The following is a 21,945-nucleotide window of genomic DNA, read 5'->3' as shown; positions in this document are numbered from 1 at the left end:
AACCGTTCTGGCGCTTCGGTTCTTTGATTTGCATGAGACGACTGATGGCTTTCGCGCAAATTACTGGACGGTCGCGATCGGTTTATGTTCGACTTTCCTGCGCAGCCACGGACCCTTTCCTGTAAAGAGACACGGGATGTAAATAATGACCCCGACTCCCAACGCAATCCACAGCCAGGAATCCCAGCCGAAAGCGGCTACCACCAGCGGAGCAATCAGGGTATTTAAGATCCCCATCACTTTGGATACCAGCCCAAACACAGCCCACGCAGAAGATTGCAGAGAAGGGTTGACATCCTCCGCATTCTCAGAGAACAGGGCACACCAGGGACCATAGGCGATACCGATCAGACCGCCCAGAATGGAGGTGTAGATGATCATGGCTCCATCTGATACCTCCTTGCCGAACAGTGTGAGGAAGAACAGCATATAGAGTCCAAACAAGATTGTTCCAGTGAGCGATACAATTTTACGCAGCTGCAAACGGTCAGAGATCCAACCGGCGATAAGCAGTGTCAGCAGGTTGAACAGCCAGAAATACTTGGCGATGGATGCTGCCGCGTGCGGTTCATAGCCGAATGCATCTACCAGCATTTTCGGACCGAACGATGCGATCGTCAAATAGGTGAGCAAAAAGAAGGAAATACCGATGCTGAGCATCCAGATGTGGGGAATCCCCAAAATATCGCGCATTTTCGGTTTGACTACGGCCTTCTTGTCCTCGGCTGCTTTCTTGTTTAGATCGACCTCATTTTCAATGACATGGGAACGAAGCTTCGGAGAAAGGTCTCGGATATTAAACATGATGACGATCGCAGAAACCGCTGCTATCGTTCCGCCAATGATAAACTGCGACTGCCACGTCTGATAGATCGGCAAAGTCCACCCTGCCATCGCGGCGGCAAAAAAGTTGGAGCCAACTGGACCAAACGTCCAAAAACCAAATGCAAGCGCCCGCCCCAGCCGCGGCGAGAAGTCACGCACCAGGCCAGCTGTCGTTCCTAGAGCCAGACCATCGACGAATGCGAGCAAAATGCGCAAGAGCAAAAGCTCGGAAAGCGAGCTGACCAAAGCCATGCAATAAACACAAACGGCGGTGAGGAACAACCCGGGAACCAGAAAGCGAACTCGACCGTATTTGTCTGACAAAGGTGCGACGATCAGTCCCGAGATGGCGGAGGCAATGACGGAGATCGCGGAAACGACACCGTACTGGGCAAGCGTAATGTCCAAATCATTTAACAAGAGCGGCAGGACCGGAGCGATCTGAGCCTCGTAGGATGCGATAAAATTGGCCAGAATGGCGATAAACAATAACCAGATCCTTTTTCCTCCGACTGGATATTCCGTGAGTTCCCGGGACAGTAATCCCGTGCTTTTTGGCATTTTTCGTCGCCTCCTTTAGTGGTAAAGCGCTTATATAACCAAAGAAAAAGAGCAAACTCAAGCGAAACGCACCGAGTCACAAGCGCTGCATTTTGTAGGTGATGGCGTCCAGCAGACCCTGCCTCAGACCCGGCTGAACGCCACGAAAAGGAATGCTATTGGGAGACGACTCTATCCGTTTGTTTCCACTTCATCAAGGCATCGAGTGCCTCGACTTGCCCGCCATGCACCCACAGCGGATTGATTTCCAGCTCCTGCAGGCTTTGTTTTGCAGAGAACGCAAGCTGGCTGACTTTGTAGATGGCATCCGTTACCTTCTCCAGATCGGCGGCGATTCTCCCACGCGTTCCTTTCAGCAAAGGAAGGCCGCGTAGCTCTTCCAGCATCGTCCGAATCTCATCGTGCTCGACCGGCAGCACACGCAGGCTGGTGTCCTTGAACACCTCGACGAAGACGCCGCCGATTCCTACCGCCAATACCAAGCCCCACAGCGGGTCATTGACAATCCCCACCAATAGCTCTGTTCCCGCTGGTCGCATCGGGCTGACGAGCATGCCTTCGATCCGGCTGCCTGGCGCTCGTTTTTGCACATTCGCCAGAATCTCCTGATAGGCATCTGCTATCTCTGCCTCTGAAGCCAGTCCCAGCTTCACGCCGCCAATGTCGCTTTTATGAGCGATATCCTCCGATTGGATTTTCATCGCAACCGGGTAGCCTACCTGCTCGGCTGCTGCGATGGCTTCATCCAACTTTGTAGCGAGCAAGCCTGGAACGACAGGTACCCCATGCTCCTCCAAAAACTTTCGCGCCTGGTACTCGGACCATTCGCCGCCTGCTACATCTATGGACAGCTCAACCACAGGGTGGGCTTTCTTTGCCGCAGACGCTTTATTCGCCCGATACTTCTCGTTCCACCAGACCGCTTTGCCGAGCGCTGTGAGTCCATGCTCCATACCTCCCACGAAATGGAGGCCGTACTTGTCTGCCACCTTCTGCCCGAATGGCGTCATCTCCAGTGAGGTGTTCATCACGAGGATGATCGGACACGCGGCGTTATTGACGATTTTGGACAGCTCTTCGTACTGCTCGTAGACAGGGGCCACGTCCTCCGGCTCCACCCTGGGCGGGTCTACCAATGAGATGATGAAATCAAGCTCAGGGTCCTTGGAGACTGCCGCCAAGGCCCGTCGCATCAGGGTTCGGTCGACTACGACATACCCCGTCACATCAAGCGGATTGTGCACAGTGGAAAAACTGGGGACGATCTCTTTGAGTGCCTGCACCGTTTGAGGGGAGAACTCAGGCAGCTCGATTTTCTCATCCGCTGAGCGGTCTGACAGGATATCGCACGCTCCTCCAGATGGTGTGACGACGCCCATTCTTCGACCAAACAACGGCGGGGTGTACCCCAGAAGCCCTGCCGTCGTGAGCAGATCCTCCAGTGAATTGACGCGAATGGCGCCGAGCTGACGGAACGCTGCATCATTGACCGCATCATCCCCGACCAATGCACCGGTATGCGCCATCGCTGTATGCGCGCTTTTTTCACTGCGTCCGATCTTGAGGGCCACGATCGGTTTGCCGTACTGCAGCGCTTTTTTGGCTACCCGGGCAAACTCTTCGGGCTGTCGGATCGACTCCAGGAACAGAGCAATTACCTTCGTCGATTCATCCTCAATCAAGTAATCGATGATATCCGTCGCAGAAATCATCGTTTCGTTCCCCATCGCTACGAGAAAGCTCAGCCCTACGTTGCGCACCTGCGCCAGCGTCATAATCGAGCTGGCCAGGGCCCCACTCTGCAGGACAACCCCGACCGGCCCTGCCTTGAGCGGCGGCGTGATCGGCAAGCCATACGGCGTCAAGCTCGAGGTGACGTTGACAAACCCGTTGCCATTTGGCCCTAGAATCAGCTGATCATGCTCTTTGGCAAAGGCGAGCAGCTCCTGCTCCAGCTTTTGTCCCGCTTCCCCAAGCTCACTAAAACCGGCCGTCAGCAAGACAAGATTGCGGATTTTTTTCTCTGCCGCTTCCTTCATCACCTGCATGATGTGACTGGAAGGGACCATGACATACGCCAAATCGATCGAATCTTCTATTTCCAGCAGGGAGTGATACGCTTTCTGCCCATGAACGACATCCCGATTTGGGTTGACGCAGTAGATTTCACCACCAAAATTCATAATCTTCAGATTTTTATAGGTAAAAACGGACCACATCGATTTGTCTGTCGCCCCGATCAGCGCTACATTCCGTGGATGGAAAAACGCCCGCAAACGTTCGGGGGATATGGCTACTTTTGCATTTCCACTCAATACCCACACCTCCAGTTCAATTCAACCTGATCTGCAGCTAGACTAGCTTGAAATAAGGCAGAGTGAGGTCATCGTCCACTTTCTCGAAGGTGACCGTAACCGGTTTGCCAATGGCAATGTCCTCCCGATTCCCAATGATCCGCGACATCATCCGCACGCCCTCTGCCAGCTCGACGATCGCAACTACGTAGGGAGTCTGATCAGCAAACGGACCAAACGCCCGATGAACAACGGTATAGCTGTAGATTTGTCCCTGCCCGCTTGCCTGTGTCCATGAGATCTGATCGGAAAAGCAATGCGGACATAAGAGCCGCGGATAAAAAATATGCTTGCTGCAATCATCGCAATGCTGGATCAATAGCTCGTGGTTGTTCAAGCCATCCCAGTATGGTTTGGAATCGCTATCGACCACTGGCTTTGGAATTTGGCCCGCCATGTTAATCCCTCCCCAGAATAACGGTTGATGTGGATGAGAGGACGCCGCCTGTACCGTTTACCAAAGCCAGCTTGGCATTTGGCACCTGACGCTCTCCACCTTCACCCCTGAGCTGACGAGCCGCTTCGATCAGCAAGAAGATGCCGTACATGCCTGGATGGGTATAGGAAAGCCCTCCGCCGTTGGTATTCATCGGAAACGCTCCGCCTGGTGCGGTTCGCTGACCGCTGACAAACGCCCCGCCCTCACCTGGCTTGCAGAAGCCGAGCGCTTCCAAGGTGAGCAGCACCGTGATGGTAAACGAATCGTAAATTTCTGCCACATCGATTTCATCATGCGTTACTCCCGCCATCTCAAAGGCGCGGCGACCGGATTCACGCGCTCCTGTCATCGTCAAATCAGGCATATTAGCAATGGAATTGTGGGTATGCGTCTCCCCGTGTCCGAGAATCCAGACCGGACGTTTCTTTGCGCGAGCCGCAGCCCGAGCAGACGCCACTACCACAGCTCCTCCTCCATCCGTCACCAGGCAGCAGTCCAGAAGATGCAGAGGCTCTGCAATCATCCGGGATTTCAGGACATCCTCGATCTTAATCGGCTCGCGCATCATCGCTTTTTCGTTGCGCATCGCCCACTTGCGCGTAGCCACGGCGATCTCTGCCAGCTGCTCCGATGTCGTCTTGTACTGATGCATGTGCCGCATGGCAGCTAGCGCATATGCCCCAACTGTCATCGGCAAGCCAAAAGAACGCTCATACTGCTCGGTAAGTGGAGCAAAGGGAACGGCAGCGCCTCGGGCAGGATTGGAGCGTTGGGTGCTTCCATAGGTGATCAGCGCTACATCAAACAGTCCTGCTCGAATACCTGCTAATGCATGCCCTACGTGAGACTCAAACGACGACCCGCCAATATTGGTCCCGTCTGTGAATTTGGGCTTGATGCCCAGGTACTCGCCCAGCATCAAATTGGGCGCCCATGCCCAGTTCCCTGCCGTAAAGAGTGCATCCACATCATCTTTTGTAAAACCGGCATCGTCCAGCGCCGCTTTTGCCGCCTGCGCCTGCAATTGCAGCACGTTTTTACCTGGCACCAAGCCCAGATCAGACTCAGCGACTCCCACAATCGCCGCTATACGCTCGGATTTCAAGATCACTCACCCCCACTAAACTGTTTTCTGAACAGTACCTGATTGCTGATGCGCCGACATTTTCTTCTCCCGGTATGTCCAGATCAGGAAGGCACCGACCGTCAGGAGCAATAGTCCTCCAGAGAAGAAAAACGGACTGCTCGCATGCAGCGAAAACAACCATCCGGCAATCAACGGCCCTAGTGTGCGCCCCAAACTGCCTACCGTGTTGTAGGAACCAAAACCGCTCCCCTGCAATGCCGCCGAGATTCGCAGAGAGATGCCCGTCGTAATCGAGGGAAAAGCAAGACCGCGACATAAGGAAAGGAGTGCCACCGCGCCAAACGCCCACACAAGCAACTGAGATAGCCCCAGGAGAAAGAAACCGACTGCCCCAAAGGAAAATCCAATCACAATCGTCATCATGTCTCCGTAGCGGGTAAAGATACGGGCAAAGACGGTTGCCTGCGCGATTGCACTCACACCTGCATTCATCATGAACGCCCAGCCCGCCATCGTCTGCGTCGACTGAAGTGGGCCTGTGATGAAGTAGGAGAGCGTAGAGGAAATACTTGCGTCCGCCAATGCGATGACAAACGATCCGAACAGCAGCGGCGCGATCATTTTGTTTTTCAAGAGCAAGCCTAATCGTTTTACCCCAGCCACCCATGCATTGCCTTTATTGGCTTCCGGGCGGAAAGCTTCAGAAGACACTTCCTCAAGCTTGCTTTCCCGCGGCAAAAAGCGCATCGCCAATAGTCCATTGAGAATCGAAAGCAGTCCGACGCTGACAAACGGTACCCCGATACCAAAGATGCTGAGAAACGCTCCAACAGGCGGTCCAAAAATAAAGCCGATACCGTTAATCGAGCCCATATAGCCCAGAATCCGTGGCCGCTCCTCTGCACTGGTCAGCTCTGTCACCAATGCCATCGATGACGGAGATACGGCAGATGCCATCACCCCTGCTAGAAACCGTAGGATCAGCAATACCGTGATATTGGGTGCAAGCGCCAGGAGTGCAGACGACAAGCCATAGCCGACGATGCCCATAATCAGTACGGGGCGGCGGCCAAGCCTGTCACTCGCAGCACCCCAGAGAAAGCTTGCAAACAGGGAGGCGACAGAGAAAACCGAAATCGCCAGCCCCATCTGAAGGGGTGTCGCACCCAAGTGCTTCGATAAAAAAGGCAAGGTGGGCAAGATTACCCCAAATCCCAAACTGGTGAGAAACATGGTTGAGAGCAGTAGCCAAATGGAAGCCTTTCGCGTGAGATCCACCCTCTTTCATGCAAGACAAGAGGGATGGTCAAGCGGTCTGATAGTACGTGAGCACCGCTTCCCCGACTGTTAAAGCTTTTCCCTCTTCCCGTTCAATCCGAACCTCCAAGCCAACCGTACGCTCGGTCTCGTCCTTGGCTACCACCTTTGCGTGGCAGGTCAGCACGTCGCCGGGAAAAACCATACCGGCAAAACGCACCTTCAAACGGCTCACGAACCCATTTGTTCCAACGATCCCGGCAGCATGCTCTGCAAGAAAGCCCATGCTCAGCATGCCGTGGGCGATAACGCCAGGAAGTCCTACCTTGCGCGCCGTCTCGTCATCCGTATGAATCGGATTAAAGTCTCCGGAAGCTCCTGCGTATTTCACCAATTGCACTTTATCAATAGCGGTTTGAATCAATGGTTCCAACTGCTGTCCTACCTCGATTTCGTCCCAACGAATCGACTGCATGGACTTATCCTCCCTTCCTGACCAGCCTTACAGAATAATTGTGCTTCTTCCCGTGAACACCAGATTGCCGTCCAAATCCTCGCCGCGGATTTCCGTCACCAGAAAGGTCATCGCTCCCAGCTTCCCTGCGCGCTCGTACACATCGACTACCTTGCTTGAGCAGCGCAGCGACTCTCCGGCGACGATCGGCCGAACATAGCTATACTCCTGCTCGCCATGCAGCACACGCGCCGCCTTGATTTGAAGATTGGGATTGGGTACACGAAATGTCGTCGGGAATGTCGGAGGTGCGACCAAACTGGCAAAGCCATGATTTTTTGCAAATTCCTCATCCGTATATAAAGGATTGGGGTCGCCAATCGCATTGGCAAACGTTCGGATTGCCCCTTTTTCGATCTCTATCACTTTCGATTCACTTGTGGTGCCAATCACATTGCGATCAAGTACCAAAGAAGAGCCCTCCTTTCATAGAGTCGATTTGGTTTTACAAGAGTTCGCCCACTTTCACATGGCCTTTGAGCAGATTGCGGGAGATCGTCCGTTTTTGAATCTCATCTGTTCCTTCAAAAATGCGCCACAAGCGAGCTTCACGGTACCAGCGCTCGATTGGCAGCTCCTTGGTATAGCCCATACCACCGTGAATTTGCAGCACGCGATCCACGACCTGGTTCGCCATGACCGATCCGAACAGCTTGGCGATGGAGGATTGGTGACGGGCATCCATGCCATTCTCTACCATCCATGCGGCGCGCAGCACGATCCATTTGGCAGCCTCGATTTCTACGGCGGAATCGGCAATCATCCATTGGATCGCTTGACGCTCTGCGATCGGTTTACCAAAGGTAACGCGCTGCTTCGAATAATCAATCCCCATTTGCAGCAAGCGTTCTGCTGCCCCTACTGCACGTGCTGGAATTGCCCAGCGTCCTTGGCCGATCCATTTCATACTCAGGTTGAAGCCTTTGCCCAATTCGCCCAGAATGTTCTCTTCCGGCACACGGACGTTTTCAAATACGAGAGAGGCAGGTCCCCATTCGCCCATCGTCGGGATGTTTTCCGAGCGCCAGCCCATATCGCGATCCACCAGGAAGCAGGTCACTCCGCCGTCTGCTCCTTTTTCCTTGTCCGTTACCGCGAATACCATCACGAAGTCTGCTTCATTTCCGTTGGTGATGAATGTCTTTTCCCCATTCAGCACGTACTCGTTGCCATCCTTGACCGCCGTCATGCGAATGCTGCGCGCATCCGACCCCGCCCCTGGCTCTGTGATCGCAAAGCAGGAACGACGCTCGCCATTGATCAATGGGATCAAGTATTTTTTCTTTTGCTCCTCGTTGCAGTGGTACAAAATGTTATCCGCACTACCGCCGAAGTTAAAGGGGACGAAGGTTCGGCCCAGCTCCATGGTAATCAAGGCACTCATGATCGGACCGAGATTGGCTCCACCGTATTCCTCAGGCGTATTGATTCCCCAGAAGCCTGCTGCTTTCGCTTTTTGCTGCAGAGCTTTCACTTCTTCCCTCGAGATCCCTGGCTTGCCTTCCCGTTCATTGCGCAGCACCTGCTGCTCATAGGGCATGACTTCCTTTTGTACGAAATCCCGCACCGTACGTTGTATCATGCGTTGCTCATCGGTTAATGTGAAATCCATCCTTCATTCCTCCTCCTAATTAGCGGCTGCCGCCGTTGATATAAATGACTTGACCCGATACATAGCTCGCATCGTCACTCACCAGATACGCCACCAGGTTCGCAACGTCCTCAGGCTGACCTACTCGACGCAAAGGGATCCGCTGCGAAGCCAGCCGTTGATTTTCTTCAAAATCAGCCCCTACCCGCTCTGCTGTTTGACGCGTCATGTCCGTGGCGATGAAGCCTGGGGCAACGGCATTGACGTTGATGTTGAATGGGCCGAGCTCGATCGCCAGCGTCTTCGTAAAGCCCTGCAGGCCTGCTTTGGCTGCGGAATAGTTGGCCTGCCCGCGATTGCCCAATGCAGAAGTGCTGCTCGTATTGACGATTTTTCCGTAGCGCTGTTCTACCATGTACTTTTGCGCCGCACGACTGCACAGAAAGCTTCCCTTCAGATGCACATTCATGACGGTATCCCAGTCGTCATCGCTCATTTTAAAGAGCAGATTGTCCCGCAGCACGCCTGCATTGTTCACCAGAATATCGAGTCTGCCAAACTGGGCTGCCACTTTCGCAAAAGCTTCTTCTACGTCTTTCGAGTCTGCCACGTTGCAGCCGATTGCTATCGCTTCACCACCCGCTTCCTGGATCGACTGTACGGTCTCCAGGCAAGCTTCCTCTTTCAGATCGATTACGCCAACCTTTGCGCCGTCTTTCGCCAGTCGTTGTGCCGTAGCCGCTCCAATGCCACGACCAGCCCCCGTCACCACCGCTACTCTGCTTGTCAACTGCCCCATTCCCAAGCCTCCTTTTCTAAATCGCCCGATAGTGGGCCACCTTGCCAACCATCTGAACAGCGGCTCTTGCCTGCTCTTCCAAGAGGTCCAAATGCCCCTGAATTTCCGATAGCCCTAAAAAGATCGATCTCCCTTGTAAAAAAGGAAAAAGTGCGTGGCTTAACTCATAAACCGAATGTGGATTCTCTCTCAAATGCTCGTAGATCCGCTCGCAGCGCTCCTTGTGCTCCGCAAAACGTTTGTCAATCACCCGACGATGCCCGTGATAGGCGGATCCATGGCCCGGATAGATCGTACGAAACGCCAAATCGTAGGTCTTCCGTAACGATTCCCGTAGCTGGACGAGCGGCCTTTCTCTCTCTTTTTGATCCTGATCAGGAGGCACGATGAAAGCGTTTGCGGAAATGTGTTCCAACAGGTAGTCGCCGACGAACGCATCCCCCGTTCTTTCATTCCACAAACAAATATCACTCTGACTATGTCCTGGCACATACAATACGTTCAGCTCTTCTCCACCAGCCGCTATCGTGTCGCCGTCTCTCACATACCGGACATGTCGCCATTCTTTGTGGCGATAAGGCTGCTTTCTTTGAAAAATATCTGCGGCTCCACACCGCGCAATGAACGAGTCAAAAAATGATTCCGTCTGCTCGTGAACCGTTCTTCCGAGGGTAAGCTGTCTTTGTGCTTGCTCGTGGACGTAAATCGGAATGTCTACGTGCATCTGGATGTCCGTCACGCCCCCACAGTGGTCTTCATGCATATGGGTCACGATGATTTGCTGCAGGTCGGAAAGCTTAAGCCCATGCTTGGCTAAACCTGCTTGCAGTTGATCCAACGACGCTTGCCCGGGGATCCCGCTATCGATCAAGGTAACCGGATCGCCGACAAGCACGTAAACGTTCACGTCTCCTTCCATGTAGGTGGTTTCGATTTCAATTTGAATCGCGCCAAAGATAGTTGCCCCTCCCCTCTCCCCATATCTGAATGTTCACACTACTTACTTTCGCAACAACCGTGCCAGTGAAGAGCAAGATGGAATTCCTCCTGCTCTTCCACCCCGTCAGTCAAAGCTACTCCCTGACAATTCAATTTTGATTTGCTCACATCGGCTAAATGAATGTAAAGCAAGCAACAACCGAGTAACTTATTTTTGACTTACTAATTCATTTTTGTTTCACTCTGCGCACTTGCTTTTCCCACGAAGGCTGGACGCGTAAATTGCTCCACGTAATCCGGGGCCAGCTTGTGAGCCATGGCAAATTCCAGAAAGTAATCGCCCAATGGCTCTCCGTTTCGAATCATTCGTTTCAGGTGCTTGGCAATTCCCATTTGCTCATTTCGCACGATAAAAGCTGCTTGCCCATGGTCTTTTCGAAAATAGATAACGTCCTGCAGGATCAGCTCGGCGGGCGAGCAGCCTCTTTTGATTGCTTGCTTAATCCGTTCCTCGCGACGATCGATAATCTCCAGGTACTGCTCCAGCTTTCTTGGATATTCCTCCTGCAATACCATGCCCTTCTGATGCGAGGTGAGGAAGTATTTGGCGTCTACTTCAAGCGTCATGCGGGCAGAGGCAATAAATTGGTCAATGTCGCTGTCAGGACCAAAATACCAAGGTCCAAAGCTGGTCAGATCAATATCGCCGATCATCAGAATGCCATGCTCTGGTATGTAGGGGCAGCAAAAACCCTCACTGTGTCCTGGCGCATGAAGCATGATTACCGTCGTTCCTGACATATTGATTTCCTGCTCGTAGGGATAGATCAGCTGTGGGGTTCCCGCTGCTTTCCGGGAGTCCCTGCTGGTTGCCGGGCTTTTCCTCATTTCCGCAAACTGCAGGAGCCGGTTGTAGTCGTACGGGTTTATCAGGATTTGCGTCTGATCAAACAGAGGCGTCCCACTTGTATGGTCGGGATGAAAGTGCGTCAAAAAAATCTGCCGGATCTTCTGCTGCTGCAAATAAGCGAAAACGGAAGGGCCTCCACCGCAATCGATCAGCGTGCTCTCCTTTGTGCTCTTGTCGCGAATCAAGAGGGAGGTGGAGAATGGCGAACGGCTTTGGCTCTCTCCGATGACGATTTCCACTGGACCGATTTTCTCGTAATTCATGACGTTACCCCTGTGTCATCAGCACATTTTGAAATTCTGAAGTCAGCAGCGGCACCACTTCAAAAAGATCGCCGACAATCCCGTAGTCAGCCACCTGAAAGATCGGAGCCTCCGGATCTTTATTAATCGCAACGATGCATTTGGAATTCGACATTCCAGCCAAATGCTGAATGGCTCCGGAGATGCCGCAGGCAATGTACAGATCAGGCGTCACGACTTTTCCGGTTTGCCCGATCTGCATGGCATAATGGCAGTATCCGGCATCGCAGGCACCGCGGGATGCGCCGACTGCACCTCCGAGCACGTCAGCCAGCTCCTTTAATACGGCAAAACCTTCTGCGCTTTTGACCCCTCGTCCGCCGGAGATGATGATCTTCGCTTCGCTCAAATCGACGCCACCCGCCGTTTTGCGTACAATCTCTTTGACAATCGTTCGAATGTCCTTGATTTCCGGCTGGAAGGGAATGATCTGCGTCTTCACCGGGTTCTCCACCGGCTGAAAGTTGTTGGCACGCAAGGTTGCAAAGATGGCCCCTTCCTGGAATCCACGCTTTTGAAAAGCTTTTCCCGCGTAGATAGGACGATCAAAGGCAACGCTCCCCTCTCTGTCTTCAATCGCGGTGCAATCGGTGAGCAGACCCAGTCCCAAACGAGCCGCCACCCGAGGTGCCACTTCTTTGCCAATCGCGGTATGACCCATCAGGATGACATCAGGGGATATCGTTTGAACCAGCTGAAGCAGTGTCTGTACATAAGCATCTGGCGTATAGACAGTGAGGGCTTCATCCTCCGCCACGTACAGCTTGCTTGGACCGTACTTGCTGATCGCCTCCGCATGAGATGCCCCGCCATTTCCGATGAGAGCGGCGACAACTTCCCCGCCCGCTGCCAGCTTCTGTGCTACCGTCAACGCTTCGAATGAGACGTTTCTCAGCTTTCCATCCTTTGCTTCCGCAAGCACCATGACTTTCTTTCCCATAGGTACTCCTCCTTTGTTAAATGACTTTTGCTTCTTTACGCAGCAAATGAACCAGCTCGCTCACCTGCTGTCCGAAATCGCCAGCGAGAATTCGACCCGCCTTTTTTTGTGGTGGATAAAATTGGTCGATCACAATCGTCCGTGCAGCCAGCTCATCTTTGTTCAATCCCAAATCGTCGACGGTCAGGTATTCCAACGGCTTTTTCTTTGCTTTCATAATGCCTGGCAAAGAGGGATAACGCGGCTCATTCAGTCCTTGCTGTGCCGTTACCAGCAGAGGGAGGGGGACCTCTGCAATCTCGATATCTCCTTCCACGTCGCGCTCGACAGTGGCCGTATCTCCTTCAATCACGAGCTTGGTCACAGCAGAAGCATGCGCGATGCCTAGTGATTCCGCCACGCGCAGCGCCACTTGGCCTGCTCCTGAATCTACCGCCATATTGCCCCCGAGCACCAGGTCAAACGGGCGTGTCTGAATCGCTGCCGCGAGCAGCTGGGCAATCGTCGATTCGTCACATTCGAGGTCCTCCGGATCAATCCGTACGCCTCGGTCAGCTCCCATGGCTAGGGCTGTACGGATCGCATCCTCCGCTCGCTGCGGACCGACCGTGATCACGGTGACTTCACCGCCAGCCTCTTCCCCCAGCTTTACAGCCTCTTCCACCGCATACTCGTCGTACGGGTTGATGATAAACTGCACACCATCCTCATTGATCTTCCCATTCTGCAGCACTACTTTTTCTTCGGTATCAAACGTTTGCTTGAGCAGCACCAAGATGTTCATGTGTGTCCCTCCCTTTTTCCTGCCTTTTTGAATAGGTGGTTATGCTGGTTAATCAAAGCACAAAGCGTGCCAAAAAGGAGGGGCACTCTCCCGTGGGAAGGAACACAAAAAGACAGCCCCTGTCTCGAGGAGGCTGCCTGAAAGATTCACTCTTTTTGTTTATAGCTTGTATTTTTTCAGCTTACGGACGATCGTCGCCTGACTCGTTCCCAGCTCCTCTGCCATCTTGTATGTGCTCTGGAATTTCTGCACGGCGAGAGCGAGGATTTCCCGCTCAGCGATCTCAGCGGCTTCTTTTAACGTCATCACTCTGTTGAGTTCATGGGTTATGGAATGACTTCCTGTGCATTCACAATCGGAGTAGTCTACGGGTAGATCCTCGACCATGATAATACTGGAAGGGACAGTGAGAACCAGACGTTCAACCAGATTCGTTAGCTCGCGGACGTTTCCCGACCATTTGTAATGGTAAAAAAAGCGTTCCAGCTTATCATCGAATCGTTTTTCCGTGTTGTATTTGTGGTTCACTTTCTCAAGCACAGAAATGGCGAGCGGCACGATATCTTCCCTTCGCTCTCGCAATGGCGGGATGGAAATAGGCAGCACGTTTAGTCGGAAGTATAGGTCTTCCCGAAACTTGCCCTCTGCCACCATCTGCTTCAAATCGCGATTCGTCGCTGCAATCAAGCGAACGTCGACTTTTTTGGACTTTGTCGCCCCGATTCGTTGAATTTCCCTTTCCTGCAGCACGCGCAGCAGCTTCACCTGAAGAGCGAGGGGCAGCTCGCCGACTTCATCCAAAAAAAGCATTCCATTATCCGCTAGCTCGAACATGCCGGGCTTTCCCGTTTTATTGGCCCCCGTAAAAGCTCCCGCCTCGTAGCCAAACAACTCCGACTCCAGCAAATCGTAAGGGATGGCGCCGCAGTTTACCTTGATGAACTCTCCCTTTTGGCTCCGCTTGGAGGAAGCGTAGAGATGCCGCGCCAGCACGTCCTTCCCGACACCCGTTTCGCCTAAAATCAGAACGGTAGCGTCTACATCCGCTATCCGCTCTGCCATATCGTAAATATCAATCATCTGCTTGCTTTCGATGACGACATCCGAATCAATCAGCTTCAGCTTGCCTTTCAGCATATTCAGCTCGCGGCGATACTGGCTGTTTAGTTCAAAGGCACGCTGCAGCTCGTTATAAAAATGATTGACCTCTGTCAGGTCTCTTACGTTGGTGATGATCTTGTCAATGTCACCGTTTTCCTTAAAGATTGGAATTCCCGTGGCGAATGCCTTCCTCTCCGACAATTGATACACGTAGTCGACTCGCTTTCTCTCCTCCAGTACTTTTAAGGTAATAGAGCGTTTCAGCGTCCCTTCCTTGACCAGATCGGCAACATTGTGCCCCACAAAGCAGTGCTTGGGATAGCCGGTCATCTTCTCGATCGTGCCGTTGACCTTCAATGTCACACCTTTCTCATCGGTGATGTAAATCCCATCATTGGAGCTTTCCATCACGGCTTCCAGCTGTGTTTCCAGATTGACGACCTCTTGGCGCAGCTGCTGGACCTGAGTATTATCCGCCACGATGTACAGGGTAAATGGCTGTTCCTCTACTAGGATGGAGTGGTGCAGCAAAACGTAGGGATGGTTATGTAGGGTAACGGAAACAAGAAAGGTATCTTCTGGCTTCCACTGGTCAAACACGGTTTTCACATCCGCACCAACCGTATCTCCACCGGCAAGTCTGGCAAAAAGGAAATTGTAATGCTCGATACAGTTCTCCGCGTTCGTAATGACCAAAGGAAAGGGTAGATACTCCAACCATTTTTGACAATGCTGCACTTTGGTTCCCTCCTGAGTTTCGTGATCGAAAGCGTTTTCAAATCGACAGCTGACGAAAAGTCCACCAAGAAAAAACACACGAATGAGCAATCCCGTGCGAGCTTCCCTTGCTATTCAGTTTCCTTTATATTGTCATCGTTTAAATAGTACAACATTTCTGAATTCTTGTCTTGATCATCTTTGAATTTTTGATTCAACTTTGACTTACGGTCTTTTCCGATCGTTTTCAAAATGATGTCTGTGGGGCTTTGGTGGAGGGGAGGAAAAGGGAGAAAACGCTCCGTTAGTAGGGCCACTTGCATGGGGGTCATCCCTGTCCGGCTCCATTCCAAAAACGGAACCCACGTCCAAAGTGGTTGTCTCTTAGATGCCTGATCAGAGGTGAACGCTAAAGGCAGACTCCGTTTTTTCCATTCCGCCTTGGCTGTGTCCCTAATGCCTCCGCTTTTTTCTCCCTTTTCCTCAGCCAGCTGTTACTTGTCTAATTATGTTAGCCTTATCAGATAAAAACCCCTCACGGACGGGCAATCCATCCGTGAGGGGCTTGTTAACCTGCGATCAGCGATCTTTCTACGATTTCTGCGATGTCCAGTGCTTTTACCTGTACTTCGGCTTCCTTTGCTTTGATTCCATCGCCTAGCATCGTCAGGCAGTAGGGACAATTGCTGCCGATCGTCGTCGGACTTAATTGAAGTGCCTGTTCCGTTCGCTCCACATTGACGCGCTTGCCCTGTGTCTCCTCCATCCACATCATGCCACCGCCAGCGCCGCAGCACATGGCGTCCTGCCGATTTCGCTTCATTTCCAGGATGGTTACGCCGGGAACAGTCTGGAGAATCTGGCGTGGAATGTCGTAAATGTCGTTGTAGCGGCCGATGTAGCAGGAGTCGTGATAGGCGACCGCCTCTTTTACCTCTTTGGTTGGGACGATGCGCCCTTCCTGTATCAGCTTCCAGATCAGCTCCGTATGGTGGTACACTTCCGCTTCCAGGCCGAATTCGCGGTACTCGTTTTTGAGCGTATTATAGGTATGCGGGCAGATCGTAACGATTTTCTTGACGTCGTAGGCCTGGAACGTGGCGATATTTTCCTGGCAGAGCTGCTGGAACAAAAATTCGTTGCCCATGCGTCTTGCCGTATCACCCGAGTTACGCTCCTCGTTGCCCAGGATTGCAAATTTGACGCCTGCCAGATTCATGATGTTGGCGAAGGCTTGCGCGATCTTCTGGCTCCGATTGTCAAAAGAACCCATCGAACCGACAAAAAACAGATATTCAAACTCATCTGTTTCCTTTACAGTCGGGACGTAGAGGTCCTCCCGTCCTTCCCGCCATTTGATTCGTTCTTTACGATTGATCCCCCACGGGTTGCTTTGCCGTTCAATGTTTTGAAAATAGCGGGTCGCCTCGTGCGGCATATTGCCTTCTGTCAGTACCAGAAAACGGCGCATATCAATAATCTTCTCCACATGCTCATTCGCTACCGGACACTGATCCTCGCAATTTCGGCACGTGGTACACGCCCACAGCTCCTCCTCCGTGATAACATCGCCGATCAGCTGTCTCGATGTAGGTTCCGCTGCGACCGCGACCTCATCCATGCCCGTACCCGCTATGGCAACAGCTGCTCTCGGCTGAAAAGCAAACCGGGGCATCCATGCGGTGCGCGAGGTGATCGCCGCTCCCTTTTCGGTAAGGTGGTCACGCATTTTCACGATCACATCCATTGGCGAAAGTGTCTTTCCTGTCCCCGATGCCGGACACATATTTGTGCAGCGTCCGCATTCCACGCAGGCGTACAGATCGATTAGCTGATTTTGGCGAAAATCCTCGATCTTCCCTGCTCCATACTGCTCCAGTGTCTCATCCTCGAAATCGATCGAGGTTAGTTGGCCGACCGGCTTGGTATCGCGCAAAAGCACGTTGACCGGGGCAAACAGCAAGTGGGCGTGCTTGGACTGCGGTACATAGACCAGAAACGAGAGCAGTGTCAGCAAATGAACCCACCAGAAGAAATAAAACAACCCACCTGCAGCCCCTTCGCTCAACCCGGCAAACAAGTATGCGATCACAGACGAGAACGGAGCATACCAGCTCGCCTCATCTCCTACCCAGCGCTGCTCTGCTGCAAGGCTAAGCAGAATTGAGGACATCAGCACGGTCAGAAAAATGATGACCAGCCCCGACTTCAGCCCTCTTTTCAGCCGCTTCAGCTTTTCCACATACCGGCGATAATAGGCGTAGATGACTGCCAGTAATACCAAAACCGTGGTAATCTCCTGCAGCAGGCTGAAATATTTATGCGCCCCGCCAATCGGATACGCATAGCCTTTGACGACCCCTTTGATGATCAATTCGAGTGCTCCCAGCTGCAAAATGATAAATCCATAAAACATGATGACATGCATGATTCCGCTTTTCTTGTCTTTTAACAGCTTCTTTTGCCCAAACACGTTCACAAGGACTTCCTGCATCCGCTGTCGTGTATCCTCTTTCAGATTGGATTTGCGGCCCAGCCTGATAAAGGCGATACGACTGTAAACCACATGAGCAAACATGTACAAGGCAAGTCCCGTTACCACGATAAAAGCTAATGCATTGAGCAGGTCCAACATCGGCATTCATCCTTTCCTTGGTTGCTAGTGTGCTTCTATCCTACAGAAATGGATTTGCAACATGCGTGCCAATATTGGTAGTAGAAATAAGAAAAACCGTCGGGGGTGCAGCCTGCCTGCACCTTTCTTCCACATGAGCGCAGCGCGGAGCAAAGCGACGGATGCTTCGGGCTTTTAAACAGGCTGAAAATGTTGTTTTCCTCGATCACCTCGCCGGCATACATGACCCGATCACACATCTCGGCCAATAACCATCCCATAACAAAAAACTCACCCCTTGTATGACTTTTTCCATACAAAGAGTGAGGTTGTTATGAGCATCGCCGTATTCTCAAACAAAATCCAGCATAACAGCTTTCAAACAGCTCTCTGCTCTATTCCCCGAAATTAACATTGTGATAAACATTCTGTACATCATCGAGGTCATCGAGTGCATCGATCAGCTTTTCAAACTGTGCCTGCGCGTCTTCCGGAAGCTCTACTTCATTTTGCGCCAGCATGGTCAGCTCGGCTACGGTGAATTCTGTTATGCCTGCCTTCTTGATCGCTTCCTGAACAGCGTGGAACTGATCCGGCTCTGCATAGACAATGACGGTTTCCTCTTCTTCTACGATGTCGCGCACATCTACATCTGCTTCCATCAAAATCTCAAGCACTTCGTCCGCCGTTTTTCCTTCGAACCCGATGACAGCCGTCGCGTCAAACATATACGCAACAGAGCCGCTCACGCCCATGTTTCCGCCATTTTTATTGAAAGCAGCGCGCACTTCGGATGCCGTACGATTCACATTGTTGGTCAATGCATCCACGATGATCATGGAGCCGTTTGGCCCGAAGCCCTCGTAGCGCAGCTCGTCGTAGTTTTCCTCTGAACCGCCCTTGGCTTTTTCGATAGCTCGGTCAATAATCGCTTTCGGTACATTGTACGTTTTGGCACGTTCCAGTACGACTCTTAGCGCCCGATTTGATTCAGGGTCCGGTTCGCCTTGCTTCGCAGCAACGTAGATTTCTTTACCGAACTTCGCATAGACGCGGCTCGTGCTCGCATCCTTTGACGCTTTCTTTTCTTTAATATTGTTCCACTTACGACCCATACAGCTCCACTCTCTTTCAGTACACGATTAATGAATATGAAACAAGCAGCCTACTATCTCCAGAAAAGATTATACCTTAATTGAATCCGTATGTTTACGTAAAATCAGCAAAAAAGCTAGGTAATTTTCAAGTTTTTGTTTGAATGTCCCTAGCGAAGCTTTTTTATTATATCATTTTCAGGATTGCCTACTCTATAGCCATTCAACAAAAAAACGTTTGTTGTCAGTTTGAACAATAAACCTATTCAGCATGTAAACTTTCGTAAGTATTTACTAGAAAATAGATTAGTATGCAGCCTTTTGAATCATCGGGTAGATAACCTCCTCAAGAGAAATTCATCGGCGGGTTAGCAATGTTGATACTGTGCCTAAAAAATAATCTTCATAAAAGTGAAAGATGGTAAGACTCTTTTCCGTCTTTACAGTAAAAAAGGAGGTGGAACCCTATTGGATGACATTACCGGAGCACGTATAGAACAATGGTTTCGAGCATACAGCAACGATGTATACCGTTTTCTAGTTTACTACACAGGACGAAAGGATATAGACGATCTTGTCCAAGAAACCTTTATCCGAGCCCTAAAGGCTCCCCAGAAATCCGAGATTGTGAACCCAAAAACGTGGCTGTTTGCCATTGCGAGAAATGTCGCTATCGATGAAGAACGCAAGAAAAAACTGCGAAACTGGTTGCCGGACCTATTCTTGCAGCATCTTGTCTCGCGCGACAAAACACCGGAAGAGTCTTTGGAGTTGAGTGAGAACAAACGTATTCTCTATGACATCATCAATCAGTTGAAAAGATCGTATCGGGACGTGTTGATCTTGCGCGGAATCAAGGGCTTATCCAGCAAGGAAACTGCGGAGGTATTGGGATGGAGCGAATCCAAAGTACATACAACTTTACATAGGGCCATGAAAGCTGTTCAAAACAGCGGAAAAGTTCCTGAAACGGAGGAGATGACAGATGCCGTCACAAGATAAGCAGATTATCTGGGAAGAATTGCATGATTTCCCCGATCAGGTTCTTGCCGGAGACCGAAACGAAAAGATAGTAGAGAACATACGAGAGGAACGACGAAAGATGCTCAAACAGCAAAAGCAGAGAAAATACCTAGTCTGGGTGGCAAACGGACTTGTCACTTGTGCTGTGTTGTTTGCGTTTATCTGGATGAAGCCATTTTCATTTTCGGCTGAAACAGCGGGAAGTACGTCTTTCGTGGACCCAAAATATAGTACGGCTGCGGAAAAGGCCATCGAAGCGGTTGGCATTACCAAGGAATTCTATTTTGAGGAGATGGAGAAAGACACAGATTACTTCATTGTACGGACAAAAAATCGTGAAGCCATTGTGACTTTTAAACCCAATACGACGGAAGTTCGTACTGTCTCTGCAATCGTAAACGGCAATGAGTTGCCAGACATGTACCAAAAATATACGGAGACGGCACGAGCCGCATTTCTGGAAGCGAAACAAGATGTTCATTTTGAGCGAGTACATCTCTTTCAAGACAAGGAAGGAACAACTTTGTCTTTCGAGTTAGGGAATACGGGGTTGGACCAACAGCAGTTCGTTCGTGTTGACATGAAAACAAATAAAGTGTCCCATTTCTATATCGATTACAACCCGAATGATGTGGATCAAAAGTATGTGTCCATCGCAGAAAAAGCGTTAATGTTCCTATCGAACAACAAGCGTTTCCCCTTTACCAAAGCAAGTAAATCATCAGATAAGACAGAAGAAATCTGGACGTTTACGAATACGCAAGACCGTTATTTCGTGAAAGTAGGAGCAAGAACGGGTAAAACCTATCACATCGGCTATCTATCAAATTATCATATAAAGTCGATACATGAAGTCATTCCTGTAACAAAACCGCTTATCCAAAACATATTTGGATTGGATATCACGGGGTATAAGGCTTATGGCGGCAGAAACTGGGGAGGATATGTATTAAAACACCAGGGGAAACCCGATATTACCGTATCTATCGCAAACTTGGACATTGGCAATATTAGCAAGATCTCTGTTAAATGGTAACCATACGGAAAGCGGCTGACCGAGATTCATGGCCGATACTATTCGAATGGCGTCTCCATCACCCTGCCCAAAACGAGAGAAGAGGGAGTATTCCCTCTCCTTTCTTACAATCGGACTGTACCGCCTTGCAGTCTGCTTTCATTGGCAGCCTCAAGAAAACGCATGATCGCCAATGTCTCATCTAGCGGAACCGGTGATACCCCCGTTTGAAAGAAGGGCAGGACATGCTCTAGCAAGCTTGCGTAGTACGGCTTGGGGGTTGCCTGCACATCGACAAAAGAAGCATGCTCCCTGTAATGGACGAGTGCTCCAAATGTTTTGTTCCACGTACGATCGCCCCGGATCACGCCGACTCGCCCGTCCGCCCATTGCCCTGTGATGACCTCGTACGCATCATTTTTCACTGCCGTTACACTTAGGCATTCATGGCCCAATATCGTGAAAAGCATCTCCGCCGAATGAATTCCATACCAAAACAAGCCGGGCAAGGCTGACTCCAGTGGCATAGGTCCGTAGCAATAAGCTCCTGTAATCGGATCTTCGTCGCTCTTATTAATTGCATTCACGATGCCTTCTGCGAAGCGTAGGGAAGAGCAGCTCATCAGCGGCACCTGGTGAATCTGCGCAATCTCTACCAGTTTGAGTGCATCCAGGTAGGACGTCGCGAACGGCTTGTCGATAAACACAGGCTTGCCAAAGGGAGCGAGTAATGCGAACTGCTGCAGATGAGACCGCCCATCTACCGAGGTGAGCAGTATTGCATCAGACTGCTCTGCGACTGCTTCTATGGATGCTGTGATGTTTATCCCATATTGATCACGCAAGGTGCTTGTGATTGTTCCTACCCGAGAAGCGCTTAATTCGAAGTCAGGCGAACCGCCCGGGTACGCCGCGACAATTTTTCCGCCAGCAACGTGATACGGATGCAGATGATCGTGCAAAAGCTCGGTAAACGCCTCACAATGCGACGTATCCAACCCTACCATGCCAATTCGCAGCTCGTTTCCCACACCTTTTCCTCCTTTTACTACCAGTCCACTGCTTTCCCATAAAAAGTC

Annotated in this window: 20 protein-coding genes; 2 read left to right on the top strand and 18 right to left on the bottom strand. The window is 51.3% G+C overall.

The window, feature by feature from the left end:
• Positions 1 to 60: 60 nt before the first annotated feature.
• From ACIFQN_RS28115 to ACIFQN_RS28035, 17 genes are all read right to left on the bottom strand, one after another.
• A complete protein-coding gene (locus ACIFQN_RS28115; RefSeq protein ID WP_429836347.1) occupies positions 61 to 1,386 on the bottom strand; it encodes an MFS transporter in 1,326 nt (441 codons plus the stop codon).
• A gap of 155 nt (positions 1,387 to 1,541) precedes the next feature.
• Positions 1,542 to 3,701, bottom strand: coding sequence for an acetate--CoA ligase family protein (locus ACIFQN_RS28110; protein WP_429836346.1), 2,160 nt, complete (start codon positions 3,699 to 3,701; stop codon positions 1,542 to 1,544).
• 37 nt (positions 3,702 to 3,738) lie between these two features.
• Positions 3,739 to 4,137: a Zn-ribbon domain-containing OB-fold protein gene (locus ACIFQN_RS28105; protein ID WP_429836345.1), complete on the bottom strand. Its 399-nt coding sequence runs from the start codon at positions 4,135 to 4,137 to the stop codon at positions 3,739 to 3,741.
• A gap of 1 nt (position 4,138) precedes the next feature.
• A complete protein-coding gene (locus ACIFQN_RS28100; RefSeq protein WP_429836344.1) occupies positions 4,139 to 5,290 on the bottom strand; it encodes an acetyl-CoA acetyltransferase in 1,152 nt (383 codons plus the stop codon).
• A 9-nt stretch (positions 5,291 to 5,299) separates the two neighbouring features.
• Positions 5,300 to 6,544, bottom strand: a complete 1,245-nt coding sequence (locus ACIFQN_RS28095; protein ID WP_429836343.1) for an MFS transporter — start codon at positions 6,542 to 6,544, stop codon at positions 5,300 to 5,302.
• A 28-nt stretch (positions 6,545 to 6,572) separates the two neighbouring features.
• A complete protein-coding gene (locus ACIFQN_RS28090) occupies positions 6,573 to 6,998 on the bottom strand; it encodes a MaoC/PaaZ C-terminal domain-containing protein (protein WP_429836342.1) in 426 nt (141 codons plus the stop codon).
• Positions 6,999 to 7,025: 27 nt separating this feature from the next.
• A complete protein-coding gene (locus tag ACIFQN_RS28085) occupies positions 7,026 to 7,448 on the bottom strand; it encodes a MaoC family dehydratase N-terminal domain-containing protein (RefSeq protein ID WP_429836341.1) in 423 nt (140 codons plus the stop codon).
• Positions 7,449 to 7,482: 34 nt separating this feature from the next.
• Complete coding sequence (locus tag ACIFQN_RS28080; RefSeq protein ID WP_429836340.1) at positions 7,483 to 8,649, bottom strand: acyl-CoA dehydrogenase family protein; 1,167 nt, start codon at positions 8,647 to 8,649, stop codon at positions 7,483 to 7,485.
• Between the two features lie 19 nt (positions 8,650 to 8,668).
• Complete coding sequence (locus ACIFQN_RS28075; protein WP_429836339.1) at positions 8,669 to 9,427, bottom strand: beta-ketoacyl-ACP reductase; 759 nt, start codon at positions 9,425 to 9,427, stop codon at positions 8,669 to 8,671.
• A gap of 16 nt (positions 9,428 to 9,443) precedes the next feature.
• The gene (locus tag ACIFQN_RS28070) at positions 9,444 to 10,334 is read right to left on the bottom strand and encodes an MBL fold metallo-hydrolase (protein WP_429836338.1); all 891 of its coding nucleotides are present in this window, start codon (positions 10,332 to 10,334) and stop codon (positions 9,444 to 9,446) included.
• Positions 10,335 to 10,588: 254 nt separating this feature from the next.
• On the bottom strand, positions 10,589 to 11,539 hold the full coding sequence (locus tag ACIFQN_RS28065; protein ID WP_429836337.1) for an MBL fold metallo-hydrolase: 951 nt from the start codon (positions 11,537 to 11,539) through the stop codon (positions 10,589 to 10,591).
• 4 nt (positions 11,540 to 11,543) lie between these two features.
• Positions 11,544 to 12,518, bottom strand: a complete 975-nt coding sequence (locus ACIFQN_RS28060) for an electron transfer flavoprotein subunit alpha/FixB family protein (protein WP_429836336.1) — start codon at positions 12,516 to 12,518, stop codon at positions 11,544 to 11,546.
• 16 nt (positions 12,519 to 12,534) lie between these two features.
• On the bottom strand, positions 12,535 to 13,302 hold the full coding sequence (locus ACIFQN_RS28055) for an electron transfer flavoprotein subunit beta/FixA family protein (protein ID WP_429836335.1): 768 nt from the start codon (positions 13,300 to 13,302) through the stop codon (positions 12,535 to 12,537).
• Between the two features lie 159 nt (positions 13,303 to 13,461).
• On the bottom strand, positions 13,462 to 15,141 hold the full coding sequence (locus ACIFQN_RS28050; protein WP_429836334.1) for a sigma-54 interaction domain-containing protein: 1,680 nt from the start codon (positions 15,139 to 15,141) through the stop codon (positions 13,462 to 13,464).
• Positions 15,142 to 15,688: 547 nt separating this feature from the next.
• The gene (locus tag ACIFQN_RS28045; RefSeq protein ID WP_429836365.1) at positions 15,689 to 17,755 is read right to left on the bottom strand and encodes a (Fe-S)-binding protein; all 2,067 of its coding nucleotides are present in this window, start codon (positions 17,753 to 17,755) and stop codon (positions 15,689 to 15,691) included.
• Between the two features lie 35 nt (positions 17,756 to 17,790).
• Positions 17,791 to 18,015, bottom strand: coding sequence for a hypothetical protein (locus ACIFQN_RS28040; RefSeq protein ID WP_429836333.1), 225 nt, complete (start codon positions 18,013 to 18,015; stop codon positions 17,791 to 17,793).
• Between the two features lie 114 nt (positions 18,016 to 18,129).
• Complete coding sequence (locus tag ACIFQN_RS28035) at positions 18,130 to 18,849, bottom strand: YebC/PmpR family DNA-binding transcriptional regulator (protein ID WP_429836332.1); 720 nt, start codon at positions 18,847 to 18,849, stop codon at positions 18,130 to 18,132.
• A 447-nt stretch (positions 18,850 to 19,296) separates the two neighbouring features.
• Between ACIFQN_RS28035 and ACIFQN_RS28030 the strand changes: the two genes are divergently transcribed.
• Both ACIFQN_RS28030 and ACIFQN_RS28025 read left to right on the top strand, forming a co-directional pair.
• Positions 19,297 to 19,830, top strand: a complete 534-nt coding sequence (locus ACIFQN_RS28030; protein WP_429836331.1) for an RNA polymerase sigma factor — start codon at positions 19,297 to 19,299, stop codon at positions 19,828 to 19,830.
• Positions 19,814 to 20,887 carry a hypothetical protein gene (locus ACIFQN_RS28025; protein WP_429836330.1) on the top strand — a complete coding sequence of 358 codons (1,074 nt, stop codon included), beginning with the start codon at positions 19,814 to 19,816 and terminating at the stop codon, positions 20,885 to 20,887. Before ACIFQN_RS28030 ends, ACIFQN_RS28025 begins: the two co-directional genes overlap by 17 nt.
• A gap of 104 nt (positions 20,888 to 20,991) precedes the next feature.
• Here ACIFQN_RS28025 and ACIFQN_RS28020 read toward each other — a convergent pair whose 3' ends face one another.
• The gene (locus ACIFQN_RS28020) at positions 20,992 to 21,897 is read right to left on the bottom strand and encodes a Gfo/Idh/MocA family protein (RefSeq protein WP_429836329.1); all 906 of its coding nucleotides are present in this window, start codon (positions 21,895 to 21,897) and stop codon (positions 20,992 to 20,994) included.
• Between the last annotated feature and the right edge of the window lie 48 nt (positions 21,898 to 21,945).

The organism is Brevibacillus sp. NRS-1366 (assembly GCF_050467985.1).
Note: the sequence above shows the minus strand (reverse complement) of the source record. Positions and strands in the feature narration are given on the sequence as shown.